The sequence below is a fragment of the Aestuariibaculum sp. M13 genome (assembly GCF_024723255.1).
GTDB lineage: Bacteria > Bacteroidota > Bacteroidia > Flavobacteriales > Flavobacteriaceae > Aestuariibaculum > Aestuariibaculum lutulentum.
On the sequence record NZ_JANIAC010000003.1, the window covers coordinates 517,983 to 542,700 of the forward strand.

Genomic DNA, 24,718 nt, shown 5'->3' on the forward strand with positions numbered 1-24,718 from the left:
TTATAAGTATAAATATATCTCATAGAAAAAATGAATAAAGTAAAATAGATTATTGGATATAGTAGTGTTATTGGATATTCTTTTTCAATGTGAAACTAATAAATTAAAATTTTCATGATTAAAAAAAATAAATTAAATCGTATCAAACATCTGTTATTCACTTGTATATTATTTGTTTCAAATGGTAGTTCAATTTTAGGTCAAACTTCTGATAAAAAATATTTTGCAAAGCCTACGGAAAAACAATTAATATGGCAAAAAATGGAAACTATTGCTTTTGTGCATTTTAGTATTAATACATTTACCGATATGGAATGGGGATATGGTAACGAATCTCCAAAACTTTTTAATCCAACTAATTTGGATTGTCGTCAGTGGGTTAAAATTTGTAAAGAAGCTGGAATGAAAGGTATTATTTTAACTGCTAAACATCATGATGGGTTTTGTTTATGGCCTTCAAAATACACAGAGTATAGCGTAAAAAATTCTCCTTGGAAAAAAGGTAAAGGGGATGTTATAAGAGAGTTTGCAGATGCATGTAAAGAATATGATATGAAAATGGGCTTATATTTATCTCCATGGGATTGTAATCATCCAGATTATGGAAATCCTAAATATAATGAATACTTTAAAAAACAGTTAAAGGAATTATTAACTAATTACGGAGAAGTATTTGAAATATGGTTTGACGGAGCCAACGGTGGACGTGGGTTTTATGGTACAGATAAGTTACATACCAGAACAATAGATAAAGATTACTATAATTGGGATGAATTTGAAGAAATTGTTAAAACATTACAACCAAATTGTATAATACATGGAGGAAAAATTGCAGATGTAAGATGGGTTGGTAATGAGGAAGGCTATGCTGCTAAAACACATTGGAGTACAATGCATTACGCTGATAGTTATGTAGAAGATATGCCAGTACAATACCAGTTGAATACAGGTCATGAAAATGGAATTCGTTGGTTCCCTTCGGAAACTGATGTGTCAATACGACCGGGATGGTATTATCATGATTCAGAAAACCATAAAATAAAATCTGTTCCAAAACTTTTAGATATCTATTATGAAAGTGTTGGACGTAATAGTTTGTTATTATTGAACTTAAGTCCGAATAAACAAGGACGTATTTTTAGAGAGGATTCACTTAGATTAATAAATTGGAGAAAACAATTAGATTTGGATTTTGAAAATAACTTAATTGATAATCAAACTAATTTTGTGGCTAATAATCAAAATCAGCTCAAATATGCCTTTGATGGTGATTTTAATACCTTTTGGAAATCAAATACTGAACAGGCGCAAATTGAAATAGATTTTGGAAAAGAACAAGTATTCAATCGTTTAGTTTTACAGGAATATATTAATGAAGGACAACGGATAAAACGATTTACAATTAAAGCCCTTGTTGGAAATAATTGGAAAAATATTATAAAAGGAACAACTATTGGATATAAGCGAATTTTAAGACTTCCAGATATAGCAACTAATAAATTGCAAATTCATATTGAAGAGGCTCTAGATCAGCCTTTAATAGCTGATATTTCAATTTATAATGCCCCTTTGGTATTGTCCTCGCCTAAAATTGAAAGAAATCAAAAAGGAGAAGTTAGTATTATGTCTCCAGACAAATCAGGACATGTATTTTACACTTTAGATGGTTCGGATCCAAGTAAAAATGGACTAAAATATAAAGCCCCTTTTATTTGTGATGATAAAGTGACAATAAAGGCAGTGGTAATAAATAATGAAACACAAGGAGAAATTGCTGAAAGGAAATTTGGACCATCAAAAGCACAATGGAAGGTCGTACGTCAAAAGGGTGATTTTTCAAAATTGTTCGACGGATTATCGGAAACCACATGGATAGCTAAGGGTGATGATGTTAAAAGTATCGTTGTGGATTTTGGAAGTAAGATTAATATTTCTGGTTTAACTTATTTACCAGATCAATCAAGAGGGAACATAGGAATTGCTTTAGATTTTCAAATTCAAGTAAGTAGAAATGGTAAGCATTGGAAAACTATGGCTGAAGGAGAGTTCTCCAATATTAGAAATAACCCTATTCTTCAAGAAATAGGATTTAAAAGAAATTCAAAAGTACGTTTTATAAAATTTATAACTAAAACAGTTGCAGATGGCCAAAATGCATTGGCAATAGCAGAATTAGATGTTCTCTCAAAATAAATTTTTCAGGCATTTTTTTTTAATATTGTTAATATAATCCTATTGAATCTCATAGCATTAGACTATGAGATGTTTTTTATTGGTTTCAAATAAGTGGCTAAAGCTCTGTAATTTCATTACAGCACCTTTAGTAATATAAAAATTTAAAAGCGATTTTCAACATTAGAGTTAAAGTTAACCGATTTCAAATTATGAGAGGACTTTAATCCCTCGTGAAACAAACTTATGGGCTTCCAGTTAATAGTGATTTAGTTATTTGAATTTGCTAATTTAAAAATAGGTAATTAGTCAATAAATGTACTTGACACTTATATCCTCTTATATTGTTTCTTGATAACTTCAAAATATTTATGTTATACATAATGCGTATGTGTTCTGTTTTTATTATTTTGGCTCTTTAAAGTTAACAACTAAATATTAAGAAAAAGTGATATGCTCTTATTGATATTTTAATGATCAAATTTCTTCCTTTAATTTTAGAGTATTTATGTAATTCATGATAGGCCTTTTGTAATAAAAAATAGCTAATTAAATCCAGAATAATCAATAATATAAAGGTTTAACACATTTCTAATAATGATTTATTTGAAACACATTTATTTCTGAAAGTAAATGATATGCCAACAAAATTTTAATACAAAAAAAAAAAAGACAACATATGAAAAAAGCAAACCGGTTGTTAAGACTGGTATTCCTTTGGTTTTTAGGAGTACAATTTAATTATGCGCAAACACTCGATCCCGTTATTGAAAATCCTGCTATATTGGGTATCAATAAATTAGATGCACGTGCAACATTTTTTCCTTATAATACTTTAGACCTTGCTAAAGAAGATCTCTTATCTAAAGCAGAAAATCATTTATCATTAAACGGTATTTGGCAGTTTAATTACAGCGAAGCACCAGAGTTTAGACCTGAAGGTTTTTATAAAGAAGATTTTGATACCTCTAACTGGAGCACGATTAAAGTACCGTCTAACTGGGAGATCGAAGGTTTTGGCGTTCCTATTTACGTTAACGCACGCTACCCGTTTCAAAAAGGACAGTTAAATCCGCCAGACATTCCAGATGGTCATAATCCGGTGGGTTCTTATAAAAGAACCTTTACCGTAGCTAATAATTGGGACGGTAAAGACATATTTATTCATTTTGGAGCGGTAAAATCGGCTTTTTATATTTGGATAAATGGTGAAAAGGTGGGCTATAGCCAAGGGTCAAAATTGCCTGCCGAATTTAATGTTACTAACTTTGTAAAACCAGGTAAGAACAGGATTGCTTTAGAAGTGTACCGTTGGAGTGACGGAAGCTATTTAGAGTGCCAGGATTTTTGGAGAATTAGTGGTATTGAGCGTGATGTGTATTTGTACGCTCGTCCTCAAGTGCAGCTGGTCGATTATTTTGCTAAAGCTGGTTTAGAAAACAATTACACTGATGGCGTTTTTGATTTAGCGGTAGATGTTAAAAATATTGATGCCAAAAAGCAAAAAGGTTCTGTAGTAGTTGAAATCACAAAAAATAATCAAACGGTATTCGCATCAAACTCAAACTACGAGCTGGCACCAAAATCGGAAAGTAGGTTAAAGTTTAATAAAATCCTTCCAAAGGTAAAACGCTGGTCGGCCGAGACACCAGAACTTTATCAATTAAACATTGTTATAAAGGATAAGAAAGGCCAAGTGTTGGAAGCGATTTCAAGAAAGTTAGGATTTAGGACTTCCGAAGTAAAAAATGGTCAGTATTTAGTGAATGGCCAGCCCATTTTGTTTAAAGGAGTTAACCGCCACGAGCACGATCCAGATACAGGACATGTAATATCGCGCGAAGATATGCTGCGCGACATTCAAATATTTAAAGAATATAACATTAATGCGGTAAGAACCTGCCATTACCCTAACGACCCTTATTTTTACGAACTATGCGACCTGTATGGTATTTATGTAATAGATGAAGCTAACATAGAAGCACATGGTATGGGCTACGCACTACACCGCACCTTAGGTAATGATCCTGCGTGGTTAAATGCGCATTTAGAGCGTGTTGGGCGTATGGTAGAACGCGATAAAAATCATCCATCTATTTTAATATGGTCTTTAGGAAATGAATCTGGGAACGGTTATAATTTCTATGAGTCATATTTATTGGCAAAAAAAATGGATGAAACCAGACCAACACAGTACGAGCGTGCTGTTTTTGAATGGAATACCGATTTGTATGTGCCTATGTACGATACACCTGCCGATGTTGAAAAATATGCTACTAACGACGAGTTTACAAAACCGCTTATACAGTGTGAGTTTGCCCATGCTATGGGGAACAGCTTAGGAGGTTTTAAAGAGTACTGGGATTTATTTGAAAAGTACGATAAATTACAAGGAGGATTTATTTGGGATTATGTAGATCAGGGAATTAGAACCATTAAAAACGGTCGCGAAATTTTTGCCTATGGTGGCGATTTCGGCCCAGAGGGTACACCAAGCGATAATAATTTTTTAAATAATGGTTTGGTACAACCAGACAGAAGACCAAACCCGCACATCAACGAGGTTAAGCACATACATCAAGACATCAAGTTTTACGAAAATAACCTTGAAGACGGGGTTATCGATGTTAAAAATTGGTATTTCTTCAGAGATTTATCAAACTATAAATTAAACTGGGAAATCCTTGAAAACGGGACTGTTGTTGAAAGTGGTGTTATCGATAATATAGTTATGGTACCACAATCCAAAAAAGCCATAAATATTCCTTTTAAAACTCAATTTAAAAAGGATACTGAATACTTTTTAAACGTTTCAGCTATTTTAAAGCAAGACGAACCTTTACTTAAAGCGGGGCACAATGTAGCTTATGAACAGTTTAATCTGCAAAAAGCCGCACCAGTGTTACCAGTAGCTTCAAAAGAGAAACTTAGCTATAAAACCCACAGCGATGTCATTACGGTTACGGGTAATGCCTTCAATATGACTTTCCATAAAAATGAAGGGCAATTAAAAACCTTTACGGTGAATAATAAAAACCTTTTAATTGAAGGTCCTGTAGTTAACTTTTGGCGTGCACCTATCGATAATGATTATGGTGCTGGTACACAAAACCTCTACAAGGCGTGGAAAGGTGCTGCAACTGCCCATGCAGTAAGAGCAGAGGTAAAACAAATATCTAAAAGCGAAGTGCAAGTGGTGTTTACCCGCAACATTTTAAATGGCGATGCACAAGTGGTATCGACTTATTTAATTAATGGTGATGCCGCTGTAAAAGTAACCAATCAATTAAAAGCGTTAAAAGGTGAGCATTCTAATATCTATAAATTTGGGAACAAACTGGTACTGCCAGAAGCTTATAAAAGCATGACCTTTTACGGAAAAGGCCCTTTTGAAGCTTATGCCGACAGACAGCATGCTGCTAAAGTGGGCTTATATAAACAAACCATATCAGAGCAGTATTTCCCGTATATTCGCCCACAGGAAAATGGAAACAAACTAGATGTAAGATGGGTTGCCTTAACGAAAGCTGATGGCTCTGGCCTTAAGTTTGTAAGTGAAACACCATTTCATTTCTCGGCACTTAATTACAGTGAAGATGATTTAAGTTCAGGTGAAAAGCGTACCCAAAAACACGCTGGTGAACTGGATGCTAGAAAAGAAGTGTTTGTTAATATCGACGGATTTCAGCAAGGTTTAGGTAGTATTAATAGTTGGGGCAGGCTACCTTTAGAGCAGTACCTTTTGCCTTATAAAGATTACGAGTATTCGTATTGGATAATGCCCATTAAATAATAAGGAAAACACATTATAAAATATTAAAATAACATCGGCTTTTACATTATGTACTAGCCGATGTTGGTATTAATAAAAACCATATGAAAAAATATAGTATTTTTTTAGCACTTATTGGCTTGCTATCTTGCCAAAATCAGGACAATAAAAACAACACAATACCTCAAAAAGAGGCTACTATCCAAAAACCGTTAAAACCTCAAACACCTATTATGGGATGGTCTAGTTGGAATAATTTTCGTGTAAATATCAATGAAGATATTATAAAGGCTCAAGCCGATTATATGGTGTCTTCAGGTATGGTAAAAGTAGGTTATTCGTATGTTAATATAGATGATGGTTTTTTTGCCGGTCGCGATAAAGAAGGTAACCTTAAAATACATACCGAAAGATTTCCCAACGGGATGAAGGCAGTTTCCGATTATATTCATTCTAAAGGGCTAAAAGCAGGGATTTATTCTGATGCTGGAATCAATACCTGTGCTTCGTATTGGGACAAAGACACTATTGGTTCGGGTTCAGGATTGTATGGACATGACCGCAAAGATCTTACTTTAATGCTAAAAGAGTGGAATTACGATTTTATTAAAGTAGACTGGTGTGGTGGCGATTGGATGAATTTAGATGAAGAAACCCGCTATACCCAAATAGCTAACGTTATTAACGAAGTAAAACCTAGTACCGTCTATAATATCTGTCGTTGGGAATTTCCTGGAAAATGGGCACCAAGAATAGCCGATTCTTGGCGTATATCTGGAGATATTACAAACCAGTTTCATTCAATTTTACACATCATTGATTTGAATGCCGATCTTTGGAAATACGCCTCGCCAGGACATGTTAACGATATGGATATGCTTCAAGTAGGTCGCGGTATGAGCTACGAAGAAGATAAAGCCCATTTTAGCATGTGGTGTATGATGAATTCGCCTCTATTGGCTGGTAATGACTTGCGAAATATGAGCAAGGAAACCATTGAGATACTTACCAATGAAGAACTAATAGCACTTAACCAAGATCCGCTAGTTTACCAAGCGCGTCGATTGGTTGACCATGGCGATTTAGAGGTGTGGGCTAAACCACTTGTTTCTACGATGGACGGAAAGGTAGCTGTCGCTTTACTCAACAGATCTAACAAAGCAGCAACTATTAGTTTCGATCTAGATATAATAGGTATTGATGAGACTAAGGGTTATACATATCGTAATTTATGGGAGAAAAAAGACTACCCACAAACTAACTTAAAAAGTTTGTCTTTTCAGGTGCCAAAACATGGTGTTGTGGTTCTGTCTATTGAAGGAACTTCAAAGCCATTTAATATATTTCAGTATAAATAAATTATAAATTTTTCACATTTAAAATGAGTTCTAAGGGGATTGATAAAACATTAAAAAGTAAATCGTGTTTTAGCTTAGCTTTAATTTTGTTAGTGGCTAGCACTTATGGGCAAGAGCAAATTAGTCATCAAATTAAATTAGAGCATTATTGGAAATTAACAAAAGGTGATGTCAGAAATGCTAATGTTTTAAATTTGGACGATTCTAATTGAGAAACCGTTACTGTAGCACACGATTGGGCTATAAAAGGACCTTTTAACAAAGATAATGATAAAAAACCTGTAGCTATTGCTCAAAATGGAGAAACGGTATCTACTGAAAAGACAGGACTAGACATTAAACAATTGAACAATGAATAAAAATATAACTTTTTTGATACTTTTTACAATTTATATGCCGTTAATGGCTCAAAATGAAAAAGGAAACTATTTTGCTAAGAAAACATACGACAATAAAGCAATACCAACTTTTGCAGAAAGTAAAAAATTACTTCCTGAACCAATTTTAGAAGGCCACCCAGGTTGGGTGGATATGTATTGGAAAACATGGGAAATAGCCTTCTCTAACTTTAAAAAACCACCTCACGGCTCACCTTTTGTTTCTAATTTTATTGATGAAGCATTTAATGAGTTAATTTTTCAATGGGACACTCATTTTATGATTATGTTTGCTAGGTACGGACATACTATTTTTCCTGCCATAGAATCACATGACAATTTTTATAGTCGTCAGCATGAAGATGGGTTAATATGGCGTGTTATAGCCGAAGCTGATGGGAGCGATCACCCTTGGGGTGGGGGCGAAAAATTCTGTAGGGCCATTAACCCTCCCATCTTTAGTTGGGTTGAAATGAAAAACTATGAACTTACAGGAGATAAGTCTCGTTTCGAAATGATTCTGCCAGTATTAGAAAAATATGTAGAGTGGTTAGAGAAGCATCGCTTGTCGCAAGATACTCCTCATAAACTTTACTGGAGTAATGGGCAAGCATCAGGAATGGATAATACCCCAAGAGATAAAGGGCGCCCAGGAGAACATAGTAGCTTTTCGCCTGTTGGTTGGGTAGATATAAGCTGTCAAATGGTTATGAACTATAACGACTTGTCGAATATATGTAAAATCCTAGGTCACAAGAAAAAGGCTCAACAATATAGACAAAAAGCAAAAAAACTAGGAAAACGCATTAATGAATGGTGTTGGAATGAAGAAGATGGCATCTACTACGATGTAGATACAGAAGGAAAGCAACAAAAGGTAAAAACAATTGCTTCTTTTTGGCCAATGCTAGCAGGTATCACTACCCCTAAAAAGGATAAAAGACTAATCCAGCACCTAAAAAATCCAAAAGAATTTTGGAGAAAGAACATATTTCCTTCTCTCGCAGCCGATGAAGAAGGTTACTCACCACGAGGTCATTACTGGAAAGGAGGTACTTGGGCACCCACCAATTATATGGTTATTAAAGGGCTAGAAAAAACAAATAATGAGAAATTTGCTACTGAATGCGCAGAGAAATATCTATATGGACTTTATAATGTGTATGAAGAAACAGGTACTTTATGGGAGTGCTATGCCCCAGATGCCTTCGCTCCATCAACCATTGAAAATAATAAAAAATTGGCTCGAAAAGACTTCGTTGGTTGGACTGGTATTGGACCTGTTGCATTGTTGATAGAAAATGTTTTAGGAATAAGAATAAACGGCAAAGCCCATAAAATAGACTGGATAATCAATAGAAAAAGTAAACACGGAATAAAAAATATTCATTGTGGGAAAGCTACTGTCTCGCTTCTATACGAGCTAAAAAATGGCAAAGAAATTATCGCGGCTACAACTAATTACGATATAAAGCTAAAAATAATAAAAGATAAGCGGTCAAAAGAATACACAATCTCTAAAGGAAAGAATATAATAGAGTTATGAACATTAACAATGTACAACACGCGGTATAGTTACTTGACGGTGAAGTGATAATTCGAGCGACACAACACATGTCAAAAGTAGTTTTAATTTGATAGAAAAGTGTTTCGAAATCGACAACTAACAATACCGCCAACCTTGACTGTAATTATGATCCGTCCGGAAATAAGGCTACATAATTTTAATAATTATGTACAAAATTACAAAGAAATTGGACGCTACAATGAATCGTTTAAATTTAAAATTTTAGATGAACTTACCGCAGGAAAACTCAACAAAAACTATTTAGGCAGACTCTACGGAACTAACCCTACAAGCATCAATGAATGGATTAGGAAATACGAACGTAAAGACCTTATGAATACCAGAATTAAAGTGGAAACAAAAGATGAAATAACACTAATTAAAGAGCTTCAAAAAGAAATTGAACAGCTTAAAAAAATATTGCTCAAGTTGATGCCGATTAAAAAAGCAATGGATTAACTTTTTATAATGTCCCAACCAATCCAGATCACCAAAAAGCTCACGATTACTTATATTGGGAGTTTGCAGGTTATAAAGGACAGGTAGCCGTTAAAATGGGTAAATGGAAAATGATTTGGAAGGACATAAAAACGGGGAACAAGGAAGTGGAACTTTACGATTTAGAAGCCTGTAGCTGGTCCAATGTCCCAGATGAAGATTTTGTTTTGCAAGACGATAAACCATGGGTAATAGGTGAGTTTGTCTGGACCGGTTTCGATTATTTAGGAGAGCCCACACCTTACGATACCAAATGGCCATCGCGCAGTTCATATTTCGGAATCAATGATTTGGCGAGCTTGCCAAAAGATCGCTACTACTTGTCCCTAAGCCGATGGAATACCAAAGACGAAGCGTTGCATATTTTACCACATTGGAATTGGAAAGGGCGCGAAGGCGAAACCACACCGGTTTTTGTTTACACAAGCTATAACAGCGCAGAATTGTTTGTAAACGGGAAAAGTATGGGCATCCAAAAGAAAAACAATAGTACACCAAAAAATCGGTACCGTCTAATGTGGATGGATGTTAAATACCAACCTGGTAATATAAAGGTGGTGGCTTTTGATGACAATGGAAATTCGGCAGCAGAAAAAGAAATCCGTACAGCAGGTAAACCCTATAAGTTAGTATTGGATTCCGATAGAAAAATAATAAAAGCCGATGGGAAGGATTTAGCTTTTGTTACGGTTTCCGTGGTCGATAAAAACGGCATACCTAGTCCTACCGCTACAAATCAGTTAAAGTTTAAGGTAAAGGGCGAAGGCAGCTTTAAAGCAGCTTGTAATGGCGATGCTACATCTCTAGAAATGTTTCATTTACCAACCATGAAACTTTTTAGTGGTAAACTAGTGTTCATCGTGCAATCGAAATCTAAAGCAGGAGAAATTAATTTAACCGTAACAGGAAAAGGTTTAAAATCTGGAAAAACAACTATTAACACAAACAAATAAACTAATGAAGCTATTATACAACTTTACAGCATGTTTTTGTATTACTTTATTCTTTGGATGTCAAAATAAAAAAGAGTCCAAAGTAATTGCTGAAGATAAATTATCCAAACCAAACATTATCTACATTTTGGCAGATGATTTAGGCTACGGCGATTTAGGGGCCTATGGGCAAACAAGAATAGAAACCCCCAATATAGATGCCTTAGCAACCGATGGTATGTTGTTTACTCAACATTATTCGGCGGCTCCTGTTTGTGCTCCGGCCCGGGCATCATTATTAACAGGTAAACACGGTGGGCAGGCTAGCATACGAGGTAACGATGAGTGGGCTGAGCGTGGAAACGTGTGGAACTATACCGCCATGATTAAAGACTCAACTTTAGAAGGTCAACGCCCCATGCCAAAAAGCACTATAACCATAGCCGATTTACTAAAAACGGCTAATTATAAAACCGCCGTAGTTGGTAAATGGGGTTTAGGTGCGCCCCATACCGAATCTGTGCCAACGCAAATGGGATTCGATTACTTTTTTGGGTACAATTGCCAAAGGTTAGCACACACGTACACACCGCTACATTTATATGAAAACGATGAGCGCTACTACTTAAGCAATGATACCATTGCCCCGCACGAAGGATTGTCTAAGGATAGCGACCCTATGGACGAAGCTGCTTATGCAAAATACACACAGCCTGATTACAGTCCATCTTTGATTTTCGATAAAATGATGGATTTTATTGAAACGAATAAAGAACATCCATTCTTTATGTATTGGGCAACACCAATACCCCACGTACCGTTGCAAGCACCCAAAAAATGGGTAGATCATTATGTTGAAAAGCTAGGTGACGAAGACCCTTATTATTTCAAAGCGCAAAGAGGTAGCTATTTTCCAGCCAGATACCCACGAGCCACTTATGCGGCTATGGTCTCGTATTTAGATGAAAACGTAGGTAAACTGGTGGAGTATCTAAAAAAGGAAGGGTTGTATGATAACACTTTAATTGTGTTTACATCCGATAACGGACCTGCAAGTCCAGGCGATGGTGGTGCAAGCACACCTTGGTTTAATGGATCAGGGCTTTTTAATAACGATTATGGAAGAGTAAAAGGCTTTACATACGAAGGAGGTATTCGGGTACCGATGATTGCCACTTGGCCCGCTAAAATTAAGGCCGGAACAAAAAGCACCCATATTTCGGCGTTTTATGATGTAATGCCTACGCTTAACGAAATTGCTCAGGTTAAAACCGATTATAAAAGTAACGGTATCAGTTTTTACAATGCCTTAACCAATCCAGGTCAACAAAAAGCACACGATTATTTATACTGGGAGTTCGCTGGCTATAAAGGACAGGTCGCTGTTAGAATGGGTAAATGGAAAATGATTTGGAAAGACATAAAAATAGGTAATAAAACCGTTGAGCTTTACGATTTAGAAGTCGATATTAAAGAAGAAAATAACATTATGGACCAACATCCAGAGATGCGTAACAAATTCTTCGAAATCGTTAAAAGAGAACATCAAACGCCCGAAAATGAATCGTTTTTAATTGAGGCAGTAGAGCTTGCAATAAACAATAGTAATATCTAACACTAAAATTAAATAGAGCGAACAGACTACAAAAGAGGCAAAATGTTTTTATGATTTCTTCTTAAATCAGTAATTTTTTTGTTAAATAAATTAATGGTTTTAGGCAGCATCAATTTCAAAAAGAAAATCTTTAAGTGACTGCTGTCCTTCAATGTTTAGTTTTTTTCGCAGCCTGTGACGCGCTACTTTTACAGAACTTAATGAAATACCATAAAGGGTTGCAATATGTTGCGACGAGAAGTTAAGTTTTATTAGAGCACAAAGCTGTATGTCGCGTTCGCTCAATTTGGAGCAGTATTTTTTTAAGTCTTTAATAAATGTGGGATGTACTTGGTTAAATAACGAGTAGAAGTTTTTCCAGTCCTTGTCCATTATAAAGCTATCGTCTATTAAACTAATAATGTTTCTTAGGTTCTGTTTGTCAATTTGTTTTTGTTGGGTTTCTTTTTTTAACTTTTCTTTGATATCGTTTAGCAAATTGTTTTTATGTACCGTGCGTAAAGTGTTGTTAGTGAGCTCGTTTATTTTAAAATTAAGCTCGCCTCTTAATTTTTTTTGATTGAGCTCTTGGTTCTTTTTTTCAAAATTTAATAGGGCAATCTTGCCTTGATATACTTCGTCTTGTTGCTTTTTTGCTTCGTCGGTTTTTATTTTAAGTAGTCTTTGTAGTTTTTCTTTTTGATGTTTAACGGCCGATAAGCGCCATCTAAATATAAAAATGATTAGCGCTACTAGGCTAACAAAAAGGACTGTCTTTGTAGAATTACGCTCCCAAAATGATGGAATTACTTTAAGTTTTAGCGATGCTGTATGCGGACTCCAAACACCTAATTCGTTGGCGACTCTGACGTTTAGCTTATAGTTACCTGGTTTAAGCGAGGAAAAACTTAAACTTTTGGTGTTTTCTATGGCTTGCCAAGTATCGTTAAGTCCCTCGAGTTTATAGGCGTATTTTAAGCCTTCAGATTCATAGAAATAGGACGATGAAAAATTAATGGAAAATAAGACCGTATTATGCGGTATGTTTATGGGAGAGTCTTGGGTTGCTTTGTTGATTTGGAAACTGGTATTAACTGGTCTAGAATCCTGTTCTTTTGTAATATTTGATGCACTTGTAAAAAAAACTTTAGGCTGTGGCGAATCGTGTTTAAGTTCTTGCGGATTAAAATATGTTAACCCTTGGTTTCCAGCCATAATAATAGAACCATCGCTGTTTAAAGCTGCTGCACCACCGTTAAAAGCTTGAATACCTTCGTTTGGTGATAAATTGATAATAGATCCATCGAAATTTATTTTAGAGAGTCCCGTATTGGTGCTCAACCAGATATTTTGGTTGTTGTCTTTTAGAATACCCCGAATAATGCTGCCTTCTATTTGTTGGTTACACTCTAATCGTTCAAAGGTGTTTTTGCTTCTGGAGTATTTGTTTACACCGTAACCATAAGTGCCAATTAGTAAGGAAAGATCGTTTGTTTCGGCAATTGATAAAATATGATTACTACTCAGACTTGTAGAATCATTTTGGTTTAAAAAATAACTCGTTTTTTCAAGTGTGTTATGGGCTGGGTGGAATTTGTGTAATCCGTGTCCAGTGCCTACCCACATATCGCCTTTAATGTCTTTGTAAATAGCCGTAACGTTATTTCCAGGAGTATACCTTGTGCCAACTTGAATATGTTCAATTATATTTAGGGCATTGTCGTAAACTTTCACGCCATCTCGGCACCCTACCCAAATAGTGTTGTCTTTACTTTCCTTAATAGCAAAGATTCCTCTTAAGTTTCGACCTTCTTCAGCAAACAGAAAAGTCTCTTTTTTAACATCATATATATTGAGCCCGCCACGTAAGGTGCCAATCCAAATGCGCTGTTGGTTGTCTTCCATTAGTGATAAAACAATGTTGCCATTTAGGTCGGATTGATTTTCGGTATCGTCGATAAAAACTTTTACATTTTTTGTTTTTGGATTGTAATGCCTAAGACCATTACGTCCCGCCGAAAGCCAAATGGTTTTGTTGCTGTCTTCTAAAATAGTAGAACTTTGTCCGTCTTTAGTATTAAATCCTAGTTGTTGACTGGAGATACGCTTAATTTCAAGTTGGTTTTTGAAAATACAAATACCACCATGTACAGTGGAAAGCAATATAGTATTATCTAAGCCAGGTTTAATCGATAGTATAGAATTATCTGAAATGGAATGGTTGCTATTATAGCTTTGCTGAAAATAATAAAAAGAATTATGCTGTTTTTGAAACAGGTTTAAACCGCCTCCATCTGTGCCAATCCAAATATTGCTATTGGTATCTAAATAAAGGCATAAAACGATATTATTGTTTATCCCTTTAGGGGTTTGGCTTTTAAAATGGGTGGTTTTATTGTTTTTCTGGTTTATACTAAATAGGCCGTTGCCATTGGTGGCTACCCAAAGCGTGTTATTGGTATCAATTACCAAATCGTTTATAGATGTTGTATTGTTATATGCTAAAGGGGTGTAGCTAGAAATAGCTTCTGAGTGATAGTAAAAAATTTTACCACTATTGGAGCCAAGCCACAGGGTGCCATCGTCTCCTTCAATAATACTTGTAAATATTAAAGCTGGTGGGGTTTTTATAATTTTAATCGAATTTTCAATAATGTTAAAATCAGTACTCATTTTAAAACCAACTAAAGACGAATCTGTAATAATCCAGTAGCCATTTTTTGTGCTAATCATTTTAATGATGTGCCTAGAAAAAGCATTGGTGAATTTGTTTTTTTCAAAATGAATCAACTCAAAGGTGTTACGATTTGGATTAAAGAAAAATAGTCCTTTCGTGGTCGCTGCCCATATATGTCCTTTATCATCTTCTATAAGTTGATTAACAATACCTTTAGGGGATAAGTTGTAGGTCTCTGTATTTTCTCCGTTGTATTTGTTTATGGCTAACTCTGTAGCAGCCCATAAAAATCCATTAGAGTCTTGAAGTACATCTGTAATTCTGTTGTCGGATAAACCTTGTTTTGTTGAAATGTTTTGAAAGCGTAAAACATACTCCTGAGATGTTGATACATTAAAAAATAAGCTTATAAAAATTAAGCATACGAATATTTTAGTTGGTATCATATGTGTTAACCTGTGTTAGTATTTTTTTAATCGATATATTTTAGATAAACCCTTTTATTTATAGGTGTTTATAGTGTTTTGTTTTTTGTAATGTAACTTAAATGTATCACAAATGTAACCTATATGTAACTGCTGTATTCCGTGTTTTATGTGATAAAATAAATAATATAGCGGAGTAAAAGTATGCAATATTAATATTAAAACAATTCTAAATCTATAATTATAAACACATTTAAAAAAATAAGAAAGAGAATTGAGATTTCAGTTGTAAACTAATCAAAGAATAAAAACAATTAAAACCAAAAACCACTAAGTTAAATGAAACAACAACCATTATTTAAGGTATTTTTTGCGTTATCGGCCATCATTTCTATTTTCCTGGCTTGTGATAGCGATGACGATGGGGCGAATGAAAAAAACAGAACCCCCTATTTTAATATTGAGCCTATTTTTTTCTCAGAAGAAAACATACTAGAAGTAGCAGAAGATTCTCTGAAGGTAGATATCAAAACCAATTCATATTGGGAAATTACTAAAGGAGAGGATGCCGAATGGCTTTCAGTTTCTCCCAATAAGGGCACGGGAGATAATGTTGTAAAGTTACTCTCAAAAGAGAATGCAACTATTAAAGAAAGAACGTCATGGGTGTATTTTACGGCATATCAATTAAAGGATAGCGTTAAGGTAACCCAAAAGGGAAGGGATTTAATCTTATCTCAGGCTGAATTTAAAAATGTTTCTGCTAACGAAACTCTTTTGAATTTTAACGTAGAGGCTAATATTGAATGGAAAGCTCAAGTTAAAGAAACCCTTACTTGGTTAAGTCTGAATAAAACTACAGGAGAAAAAGGTCTTACAGCTCTAGAACTTACTGTAAGTGCTAATGAATTTGAGGAAGCGCGTATCGATTCTATTTTGTTTATCAGCAAAGATGAAAATCCAAGTTCTAAAGTATGGTTAAAAGTAGCTCAGGATGCTTTTGCGGCACCAGAACCGTCAATTGTTATTGAATCTAATACTCCAAATGTGGGCGCTGAAGCGGGGGAGTTTGTCTTAAATTTTATGTCTAATATTGATTGGGTGATAAGTACCGAAATACCAGATGTTACGTTCTCTACGCCAGAAGGAACTTCGGCTAACGAAAGTCAATCGGTAACCATAAATTATCCTGCAAATACAGATTCAGAATCTAGAGAGATTATGGTAGTTTTAAAGGGTAAAGCTCCAAATGATGAGTATCAAACAAATTTTAAAATAGTACAAAGTGGAGCCGTTGCGCCTGGCTTGATTGTGAAGAATACCATTATAGATATTGATGGTAAAAATCAAATATTTACAATAGAGTTAACTTCGTCAAATGTCGATTGGAAAGCGGTTTCTTTAGATCCTAGGTTTGTTATTACTGATAATGCTTCTGGAATGGCAACAACAGCCCCTATTTTAATAAAAGTGAATGCTTCAGACAACAAAACATTAACAACTTTATCTGGTATTATAGAAATTCAAAAAGCAGATGATGCTTCTGTTAAAACCGAAGTTACCATAAATCAAGGTCTGCACCCTATGAACGATGAAACTGTAGTGTATGATGATCCTTCTAAAACAGCAGCACAACTGTCACTCGATCAGGGTGTGGCACATCCAACAAAAGAAGGCTGGAATTTTTGGAATGCCCATGAGTTTACAGATAACTCAACCGGTTTCTGGAATTTCGATACTAGATTAGCTATTAATCATGCTGTGTTTAATGACGGAATGAGAGTGCTTGAAAATGGGACTTTAAAGCTTAAAACCAAAAAATTAGCAGCACCAACTGTAAATAAATATGGTGATCCTGCTGAGTACGAAATGTCAGCTCTTTATAGTAAGCGTCATGACCAAGGAGGTGTAAAATGGGTGAAATTTACTAAAAATATGCGTGTTGAAGTACGTTACCGTAACTCAGGTAAGCAAGGATTCAACGAAGCTATTTGGTTCATGGGACAAAGTAATTACGACTCTCAAAAAATTCCATGGCCACAGTGTGGTGAAATAGATTTAGTGGAAGCACCATATAAAAACGAGGCTCATTTCGCATTACATACCGAAAATTTCTCTGCAAATACCAGTAATGCCGAAGCGGCGAGCGTTAAAATAGCAGACGAAACAAAATGGAACATTTACTGGGTAGAAATTTTAGAAGACCGCATTATTGGAGGTATTAATGGACACCAGTACTTTGAACATGTTAAAGGAGATGGAGGCAATAACGATTGGCCTTGGGATAACCCTTCAGGTATGATGATGATTATTACTCCAGGTATTGGTGGGTGGACCGGAACAATGCCAAATATGACTGTTGGTGAAGAGGCTATTATGGAATTAGATTGGATTAGGGTATATACCAACTCTAGTTTTGATGTATCTTCTCAAACTGGTCACGACGGTAAATTCTATTAAAATGAACAACTTAGAGGGAGGAAGCTCACTAGGGCTTCTCTTCCTTTATAAAATTGAAAAGCATAATAATGAATATTAAAAAAATAGTATCATTAGCTCTAATGTTGTGCCTCATTTTAGGGTTTAACAGCAGTTATGGGCAAAACCAAACCACTACGGTTAAAGGAGTTGTAACAGATGACACGGGCATGCCTTTACCAGGAGCTACTGTCCTGCTTAAAGGAGCCACGATAGGAGTGGCCACAGATTTTGATGGCGCTTATGAGATTAGCTTTCCAACGGCAGTATCGAATATTTTGGAGTACAGTTATGTGTCATACGAAAAAGTATCAGTTACTGTAAAAACAGCAGGTATTATAGAAAAAAATGTAATGCTTATGCCAGAGCAAAATCAATTAAGTGAAGTTGTGGTAGTAGGTTTTGGTACCAAAAAGAAAGAGAATTTAACGGGAGCCGTTAGTCAAATTGGAGGTGAGGCTTTAGAGTCTAGACCAGTATTAAGGGCCGATCAAGCGTTGCAAGGTGTTGTTGCTGGTTTAAACATTGGTACAGATTCTGGTGGAGAATTAGATGGTAATCTTAATATTAATATTAGAGGGATAGGAACAATTGGCGAAGGGTCTTCAGGAAGTCCGTTGGTGCTTATTGATGGTATTGAGGGTAATTTGAGTTCGGTTAACCCTAATGACATTGAAAACATTTCGGTGCTTAAAGATGCGGCGGCAGCCTCTATTTATGGGTCACGTGCGCCATTTGGGGTGGTTTTGGTAACTACTAAAAGTGGTAGGAAAGGAAAAACAACTATTAGTTATTCGAACAATTTTCGATATGCTTTTCCTATAAATGTTCCAGAACGTATGAATGCTTTAGAGTATGCTTACCTGTTAAACGATTTAAGTGTCAATACTGGAGGAAACCCTATTTATCGAGAGGAAGCCATACAGAGGATAAAAGATTACCAAAATTATAAATTGGCTTTTGGTACACAGCCTAATTCCAGTGGAACCAGTTGGTTGCAAAACAGAGCAGCTTATGGCGATACCGATTGGTACGATGTGCACTTAAAAAGCATGAGTTTAGGACAAGAACATAATCTAAGTGTTAGTGGCGGCGGTGAAAAAGTGGCATACTATGCTTCGGCTAACTATTTGGGGCAAGAAGGTATTTTTACATATTCAGATGAAACTTTCGATAGGCTCTCATTTAATACAAAAATTGATGCGGCTTTAAGCGATCAGTTTGAATTAAGTTTAAACACACGCTTCATGCGTAAGAATCATGATAGACCAACGGCTCAAGATGAGCGTTTTTATCACAACCTATCGAGAGCGGTACCTACATCACCATTATATACACCTTATGGCGATTATATGGAAAACTCCATGGTTCAGCAATTGCAAGAAGGTGGACGTTTATTGGAGCAAACCGATTATCTGTACAATAAGCTAAAATTAACTTATGAGCCAATAAAAGATTGGAAAATTTACGGAGAGTTTAACTCAAGGATAGAAAACCATAACAATTCTAAACATTTAGCCAAAATCTCTGTAGTGCAACCAACTTTAAAAAGTGAATATATTCCAATATTTTCTGGTTATGTACCCAAAATAGAGGTACGCGGATGGGATATTTTAGCAATTACAGCTCCTGGACAAAACTATTTTGAAGTACAAAACGGACAGGTAAATTACTCAGGAATTAATCTTTATTCCGACTATACCAAATCCTTTGGAAATCATAATTTTAAAGTTTTAGTAGGAGTTCAAAATGAACTTTATAAATCACATTTTACTAGATTAGGAACAGATAATATCGATTCAGACGATCGTCCGTTTATATCTCAAAACGGTGAGAAATTTGTTTTTGAGTCTAAAGGAGAGTGGAGTAACGTAGGTTTGTTTTCTCGATTAAACTACGATTACAAAGAGCGTTATTTATTAGAGGCTAATTTTCGTGCCGATGGAGCATCGCGTTTCCCAACGAACGAGCGTTGGGGGTATTTTCCATCGTTTTCTGCTGGTTGGAATGTGGCAAAAGAGGCCTTTTGGGATAATATTTCAACAAAAATAAACAACTTTAAAATTCGCGGATCTTGGGGGGTATTAGGTAACCAAAATACCAATAGCTTTTACCCTTATTTCCAAAATATGAGTATTGGTAATGGGAATTGGGCAGTAAATGGTTCAGTGCCTTCACAATTGCCTATGCCAGCACCTTTTAGTACCTCTATAACTTGGGAGAAAATTAGAAGTTTTAACTACGGATTCGATTTGGCAGTATTTAAAAATCGTTTAACGGCAACTGCCGATATTTTTGAACGTAAAACCATAGATATGATTGGTCCTGCACCTTTAAAACCTGGTAGTTTTGGTGCAACTGTACCTAAAACCAACAATGCGGAACTTGTATCGAAAGGTTGGGAAATAGAACTGGGATGGAAAGATCTAATCGGAAAGGACTTCTCTTACAATCTTAGTGTTGTGTTAAGTGATGTCAAAACAAAAGTAACCAAGTACAGCAACCCTGAAAAGATTCTATTTGTAAATGGGGTTGACCAATTTTATGAAGGTAAACAATTAGGTGAAATATGGGGTTACCAATCGGCTGGAATTGCACAGTCTGATTTAGAAATGTCGGAATGGTTAGAAAACAACCGCCCTAATTTTGGAACCAATTGGGAAGGTGGCGATATTAAATACATCGATTTAAACGGAGATAAATTAATTGATGCTGGCGCACAAAAACTGGGCGATAGTGGTGATATGTCTGTAATAGGTAACAGTACACCACGATATGCTTTCGGTATCAATTTAGGTTTCCGTTATAAAATGATAGATTTTAGTGCCTTTGTACAAGGAGTTGGTAAAAGAGATGCTTTACTTTCAGGTAGTGCAATTTATCCAGGTATTAGTCAATGGCAAGTAGCACCTTATGCCGAACATCTCGATTATTTTAGAGCCTTTGGTGCCGAGCTGGGAGCTAACTTCGATTCGTATTATCCACGTCCGTATATTGGTGATAAAAACTACAAACCACAAACACATTTTTTACAGGACGCATCGTATTTTAGATTAAAGAATTTGCAAATAGGATTTAATGTACCACAGGATCTTTTAGCAAGATTAGGTATTTCTAGTGCAAGAATTTATATGTCTGGAGAAAATATATACACACATACCAATTTAAGAATGTTCGATCCTGAGGGAATTCAGGATTTAATAAATGGTAGTGGGAAAACATACCCTATGTCGGCTACTTATTCAACCGGAATTAATGTAACATTTTAAGGGATTAAAAAGAAAAAGCATGAAAACAATATTTTATTCTCTAATCTTTGCAATACTTTGCTTTACGGCCTCGAGCTGCGAAGATTATTTAGAACGCGAACCCCAAGATTTCCTTTCAGAAGAATCATATTTCAATAAACCATCCGATCTCGAGCTGTTTGTTAATAAGTTTTACAGCAGTTTTGATGTTACGGCCGATGTCGGGGCAAGATCGCTCTATGCCAAAGATCGAAACAGTGACGATCTTATAGGACCGTGGGAGGAAGAAAACCTATTAACAGGTTTTAAATTGGTACCCTCTACAGCTGGCTGGGGTGTTGGCGATTGGCGCTTTAGAGACATACGCGAATGTAATTATTTTATTGAAACGGTTGAAAGCCGATTAGAGGCTGGTTTGCTTGATGAACAAAATCCAGATGTTAAGCATTACCGTGGGGAAAATTACTTTTTTAGAGCTTGGTTCTATTTTAATAAACTTCAATCCTATGGAGATTTTCCAATTATAACTACGGTACTTTCTGATGATAATGAAACTTTAATCGAAGCCAGTAAAAGACAACCGAGAAATGAGGTAGCTCGATTTATTTTAAACGATTTAGATAAAGCAATTGCACTGCTTGAAAACGGTCGTTCAAAAAACAGAATTAATAAATCTACGGCCCAATTATTAGCTTCTCGTGTGGCTTTGTTTGAAGCTACTTGGTTAAAATATCACCAAGGTAGTGCAAGGGTGCCTGGTAATGCTAAATGGCCTGGAGCTTATTTACATCCAGATTTTGCATTTCAATCTGGAAGTATTCAGGCAGAAAGCAATTTTTTCTTTCAAAAAGCTATGGATTATGCTCAACCAGTGGCTAATAGTTATCAGTTAGCTGCAAACTATCAAGATATGTTTGTGTCTCATAATTTAGCAGCTAATACAGAAGTGTTGTTATTTAAAAGCTACGATATTGGTACGGTTTTAGGCCATGGCGCAACACATTATTTACAAAGAACTGGCGCAGGTGTAGGTTTTACAAGATCGTTGGTTGAATCATTTTTAATGAAGAACGGCTTACCTATATATGCTTCTGGATCTGAATATGAAGGAGACCAACGCCTGTTGGATATTGTAACCAATCGAGATGAAAGATTGCAGGCTGCTTTACTTTCAGAAGGAGATATTAGAAAACTAAACTCCGACGGATCTCAAGAGTTTTTTGCATTTCCTGATTTAATAACTGGTTCTGGTTGGCAAGGAGTGACCTCGGGTTACCAAATGGAAAAGTGGATGAGCACCGACCCGCAAGAGGCCGTAGCTTCAACTGCAGGTAGTACAGAGTGTCCTATTTTTAGAGCTGCAGAGGCTTATTTAAATTATATTGAAGCGTCTTACGAACTTAACGGTAGTTTAAATTCCGATGCCTTAGCATATTGGAGCACATTAAGAGAACGTGCTGGGATTGATAAAGATGTCCAAAAAACAATTAACAATACAGATCTAAGTCAAGAACGCGATTTGGCCGTGTATTCAGCAGGAAGCATGGTAGACGAAACACTTTATAATATTCGTAGAGAGCGAAGAAATGAGTTTATCGCTGAGGGTATGCGCCTTATGGATATGTATCGTTGGCGTGCCTTCGATACTATGAAAGACTATATTGTTGAAGGGTTTAATTTATGGGATGCATATTACACGCAATATGGTAATGATCTTAATGAGGGCGATAATGTGTCTTATTCTCCTGAAAATGGAGGTTCAAAATATTTGCAGCCGTTTAGAAGATCGACTTCTAACAGAGCCTATAATGGGTACAATTTTCCGCAGACACACTATTTAAGTGCCGTACCTCTTGATGAATTTACTTTAACAAATTCGTTAGGCGATAATGGAGCGCTATACCAAAACCCAGGTTGGTCTAAAACTGCCGCAATACCGGCAACCGAATAACGTATGTATAAAATGAAAAGAAGCCTATTTGTCTTATCTGTGTTTGTTTTTTTTGTGTCATGTTCTAATTCTAAAAAGAAAGTAGAACCCACAAGACCAAACATTGTATTTATCATGTCTGACGACCACGCCTATCAAGCTATTAGCGCCTACGATGATAAATTGATTCAAACCCCCAATATAGATCGTTTAGCCAATGAGGGGATGTTGTTTACTAATGCCAGTGTTACCAACTCGATTTGTGCACCATCGAGAGCCGTAATCTTAACAGGTAAACATAGTCATATTAATGGTAAAATAGATAACTTAAGTAAGTTCGATACCACTAATGTAACCTTTCCTCAAATTCTTCAAAAGGCAGGATACCAAACGGCAATGTTTGGTAAACTTCACTTTGGAAACAATCCAAAAGGGTTCGACGAATTTAAAATTTTACCAGGACAGGGTGATTATTATAATCCAAGATTTATTACCCAAAGAGGCGATACAATTGTAGAAGGCTATGTTACAGACATTACCACTGATTTAACTTTAGATTGGATGAAAAACCGTCGCGACCCGAATAAACCTTTTATGCTTATGTATTTACATAAAGCTCCACACCGTGCTTGGTTGCCAAAAGAAGAGCATTATAAGGTTTTTACCCAAAAAACATTTCCGTTGCCAGAAACACTTTTTGATGATTATGATACTAGAGGAACTGCAGCGAAAACAGCAGAAATGGGTATTTTAAAGCACATGTCGTTTATAAACGATACTAAGCTCACACCTGAAACAGTTAACGCACTAGAAATAAAAGAATGGAGTCAATTAGGCGAAAGTATAGGAAGAATGAACCCTGAGCAACGTGCTAAGTGGGATGCTGTTTATGGTCCTATTAACGAGGATTTTAGGGAAAAATATCCTACCATGAACGATTCTACACTAACCGTTTGGAAATACCAACGTTACATGCAGGATTACTTAGGTACTATTGCTTCGGTTGATGAAAATGTAGGACGCGTTTTAGACTATTTAGATGAACAACATTTATCCGATAATACAATTGTAGTTTATACATCCGATCAGGGGTTTTATCTAGGGGAGCACGGTTGGTTTGATAAACGTTTTATGTATAACGAATCATTTAAAACGCCTTTACTAATCAAGTGGCCCAATAAGATTGAAGCAGGTACTACTGAAGACGAAATGGTACAAAACCTAGATTTCGCCCAAACTTTTTTAGAGATTGCTGGGATTACAGCGCCAGAGGATATGCAGGGTAAAAGTTTAGTGCCGCTTTTAACGGGTAAAAAAGAAACTTGGGATAGAGATGCAGTGTATTACCATTACTATGAATATCCTGCCGAACATGCGGTGAAAAGACATTATGGTATTGCAACAAAAGAATATAAAATTATTCACTTTTACCATGATGTTGACCAATGGGAACTTTACGATAGGCTAAAAGACCCTAACGAAGTTAATAATGTTTACAACAATCCAGAGTATGCCCATGTAGTAGAAGAAATGAAATCAAAATTAAAAGATATTCGAGCAAAATATAAAGACTCTCAAGTATTAGATAATTATTACATACAGTTATACAAAAACAAAGGCATAGGCGAAAAGCACTAATACAATAAAAACTATTTGTGCCGTCCTTAACCACGGCGGCACAAATGGCTTA

General features: G+C 35.7%; 12 protein-coding genes and 1 pseudogene. 12 read left to right on the forward strand and 1 reads right to left on the reverse strand.

The genetic code is table 11. The features are described from left to right. Positions 1-261: 261 nt before the first annotated feature. The 8 genes and pseudogenes from NO995_RS13555 to NO995_RS13590 all read left to right on the forward strand — a co-directional run bounded on the left by NO995_RS13555 (position 262) and on the right by NO995_RS13590 (position 12,291). Complete coding sequence (locus NO995_RS13555; RefSeq protein ID WP_258227976.1) at positions 262-2,193, forward strand: alpha-L-fucosidase; 1,932 nt, start codon at positions 262-264, stop codon at positions 2,191-2,193. Between the two features lie 658 nt (positions 2,194-2,851). Then, positions 2,852-5,965: a glycoside hydrolase family 2 TIM barrel-domain containing protein gene (locus NO995_RS13560; protein WP_258227977.1), complete on the forward strand. Its 3,114-nt coding sequence runs from the start codon at positions 2,852-2,854 to the stop codon at positions 5,963-5,965. An 83-nt stretch (positions 5,966-6,048) separates the two neighbouring features. Beyond that, positions 6,049-7,302, forward strand: a complete 1,254-nt coding sequence (locus tag NO995_RS13565) for a glycoside hydrolase family 27 protein (protein WP_258227978.1) — start codon at positions 6,049-6,051, stop codon at positions 7,300-7,302. A 23-nt stretch (positions 7,303-7,325) separates the two neighbouring features. Then, entirely contained in the window at positions 7,326-7,514 is a 189-nt protein-coding gene (locus NO995_RS13570) for a hypothetical protein (protein WP_258227979.1), read from the forward strand. A gap of 139 nt (positions 7,515-7,653) precedes the next feature. Continuing rightward, positions 7,654-9,225 carry an alpha,alpha-trehalase gene (locus NO995_RS13575; RefSeq protein WP_258227980.1) on the forward strand — a complete coding sequence of 524 codons (1,572 nt, stop codon included), beginning with the start codon at positions 7,654-7,656 and terminating at the stop codon, positions 9,223-9,225. 135 nt (positions 9,226-9,360) lie between these two features. Further along, a complete protein-coding gene (locus tag NO995_RS13580) occupies positions 9,361-9,705 on the forward strand; it encodes a transposase (RefSeq protein ID WP_258227981.1) in 345 nt (114 codons plus the stop codon). Positions 9,706-9,860: 155 nt separating this feature from the next. Next, a pseudogene (locus tag NO995_RS13585) lies at positions 9,861-10,697 on the forward strand (DUF4982 domain-containing protein); the annotation flags it as partial. Positions 10,698-10,701: 4 nt separating this feature from the next. Further along, a complete protein-coding gene (locus NO995_RS13590) occupies positions 10,702-12,291 on the forward strand; it encodes an arylsulfatase (RefSeq protein WP_258227982.1) in 1,590 nt (529 codons plus the stop codon). A gap of 99 nt (positions 12,292-12,390) precedes the next feature. Here the strand turns inward: NO995_RS13590 and NO995_RS13595 are convergent, their stop codons facing one another. Next, entirely contained in the window at positions 12,391-15,393 is a 3,003-nt protein-coding gene (locus NO995_RS13595; protein ID WP_258227983.1) for a two-component regulator propeller domain-containing protein, read from the reverse strand. Between the two features lie 318 nt (positions 15,394-15,711). On the opposite strand from NO995_RS13595, the gene NO995_RS13600 reads away from it, so the two are divergent. From NO995_RS13600 to NO995_RS13615, 4 genes are all read left to right on the forward strand, one after another. After that, positions 15,712-17,832, forward strand: coding sequence for a BACON domain-containing protein (locus NO995_RS13600; protein ID WP_258227984.1), 2,121 nt, complete (start codon positions 15,712-15,714; stop codon positions 17,830-17,832). 68 nt (positions 17,833-17,900) lie between these two features. Then, positions 17,901-21,119, forward strand: a complete 3,219-nt coding sequence (locus tag NO995_RS13605) for a TonB-dependent receptor (protein WP_258227985.1) — start codon at positions 17,901-17,903, stop codon at positions 21,117-21,119. 19 nt (positions 21,120-21,138) lie between these two features. Further along, the gene (locus NO995_RS13610; RefSeq protein WP_258227986.1) at positions 21,139-23,049 is read left to right on the forward strand and encodes a RagB/SusD family nutrient uptake outer membrane protein; all 1,911 of its coding nucleotides are present in this window, start codon (positions 21,139-21,141) and stop codon (positions 23,047-23,049) included. Between the two features lie 12 nt (positions 23,050-23,061). Further along, positions 23,062-24,666: a sulfatase gene (locus NO995_RS13615; RefSeq protein WP_258227987.1), complete on the forward strand. Its 1,605-nt coding sequence runs from the start codon at positions 23,062-23,064 to the stop codon at positions 24,664-24,666. The last annotated feature ends 52 nt before the right edge of the window (positions 24,667-24,718 follow it).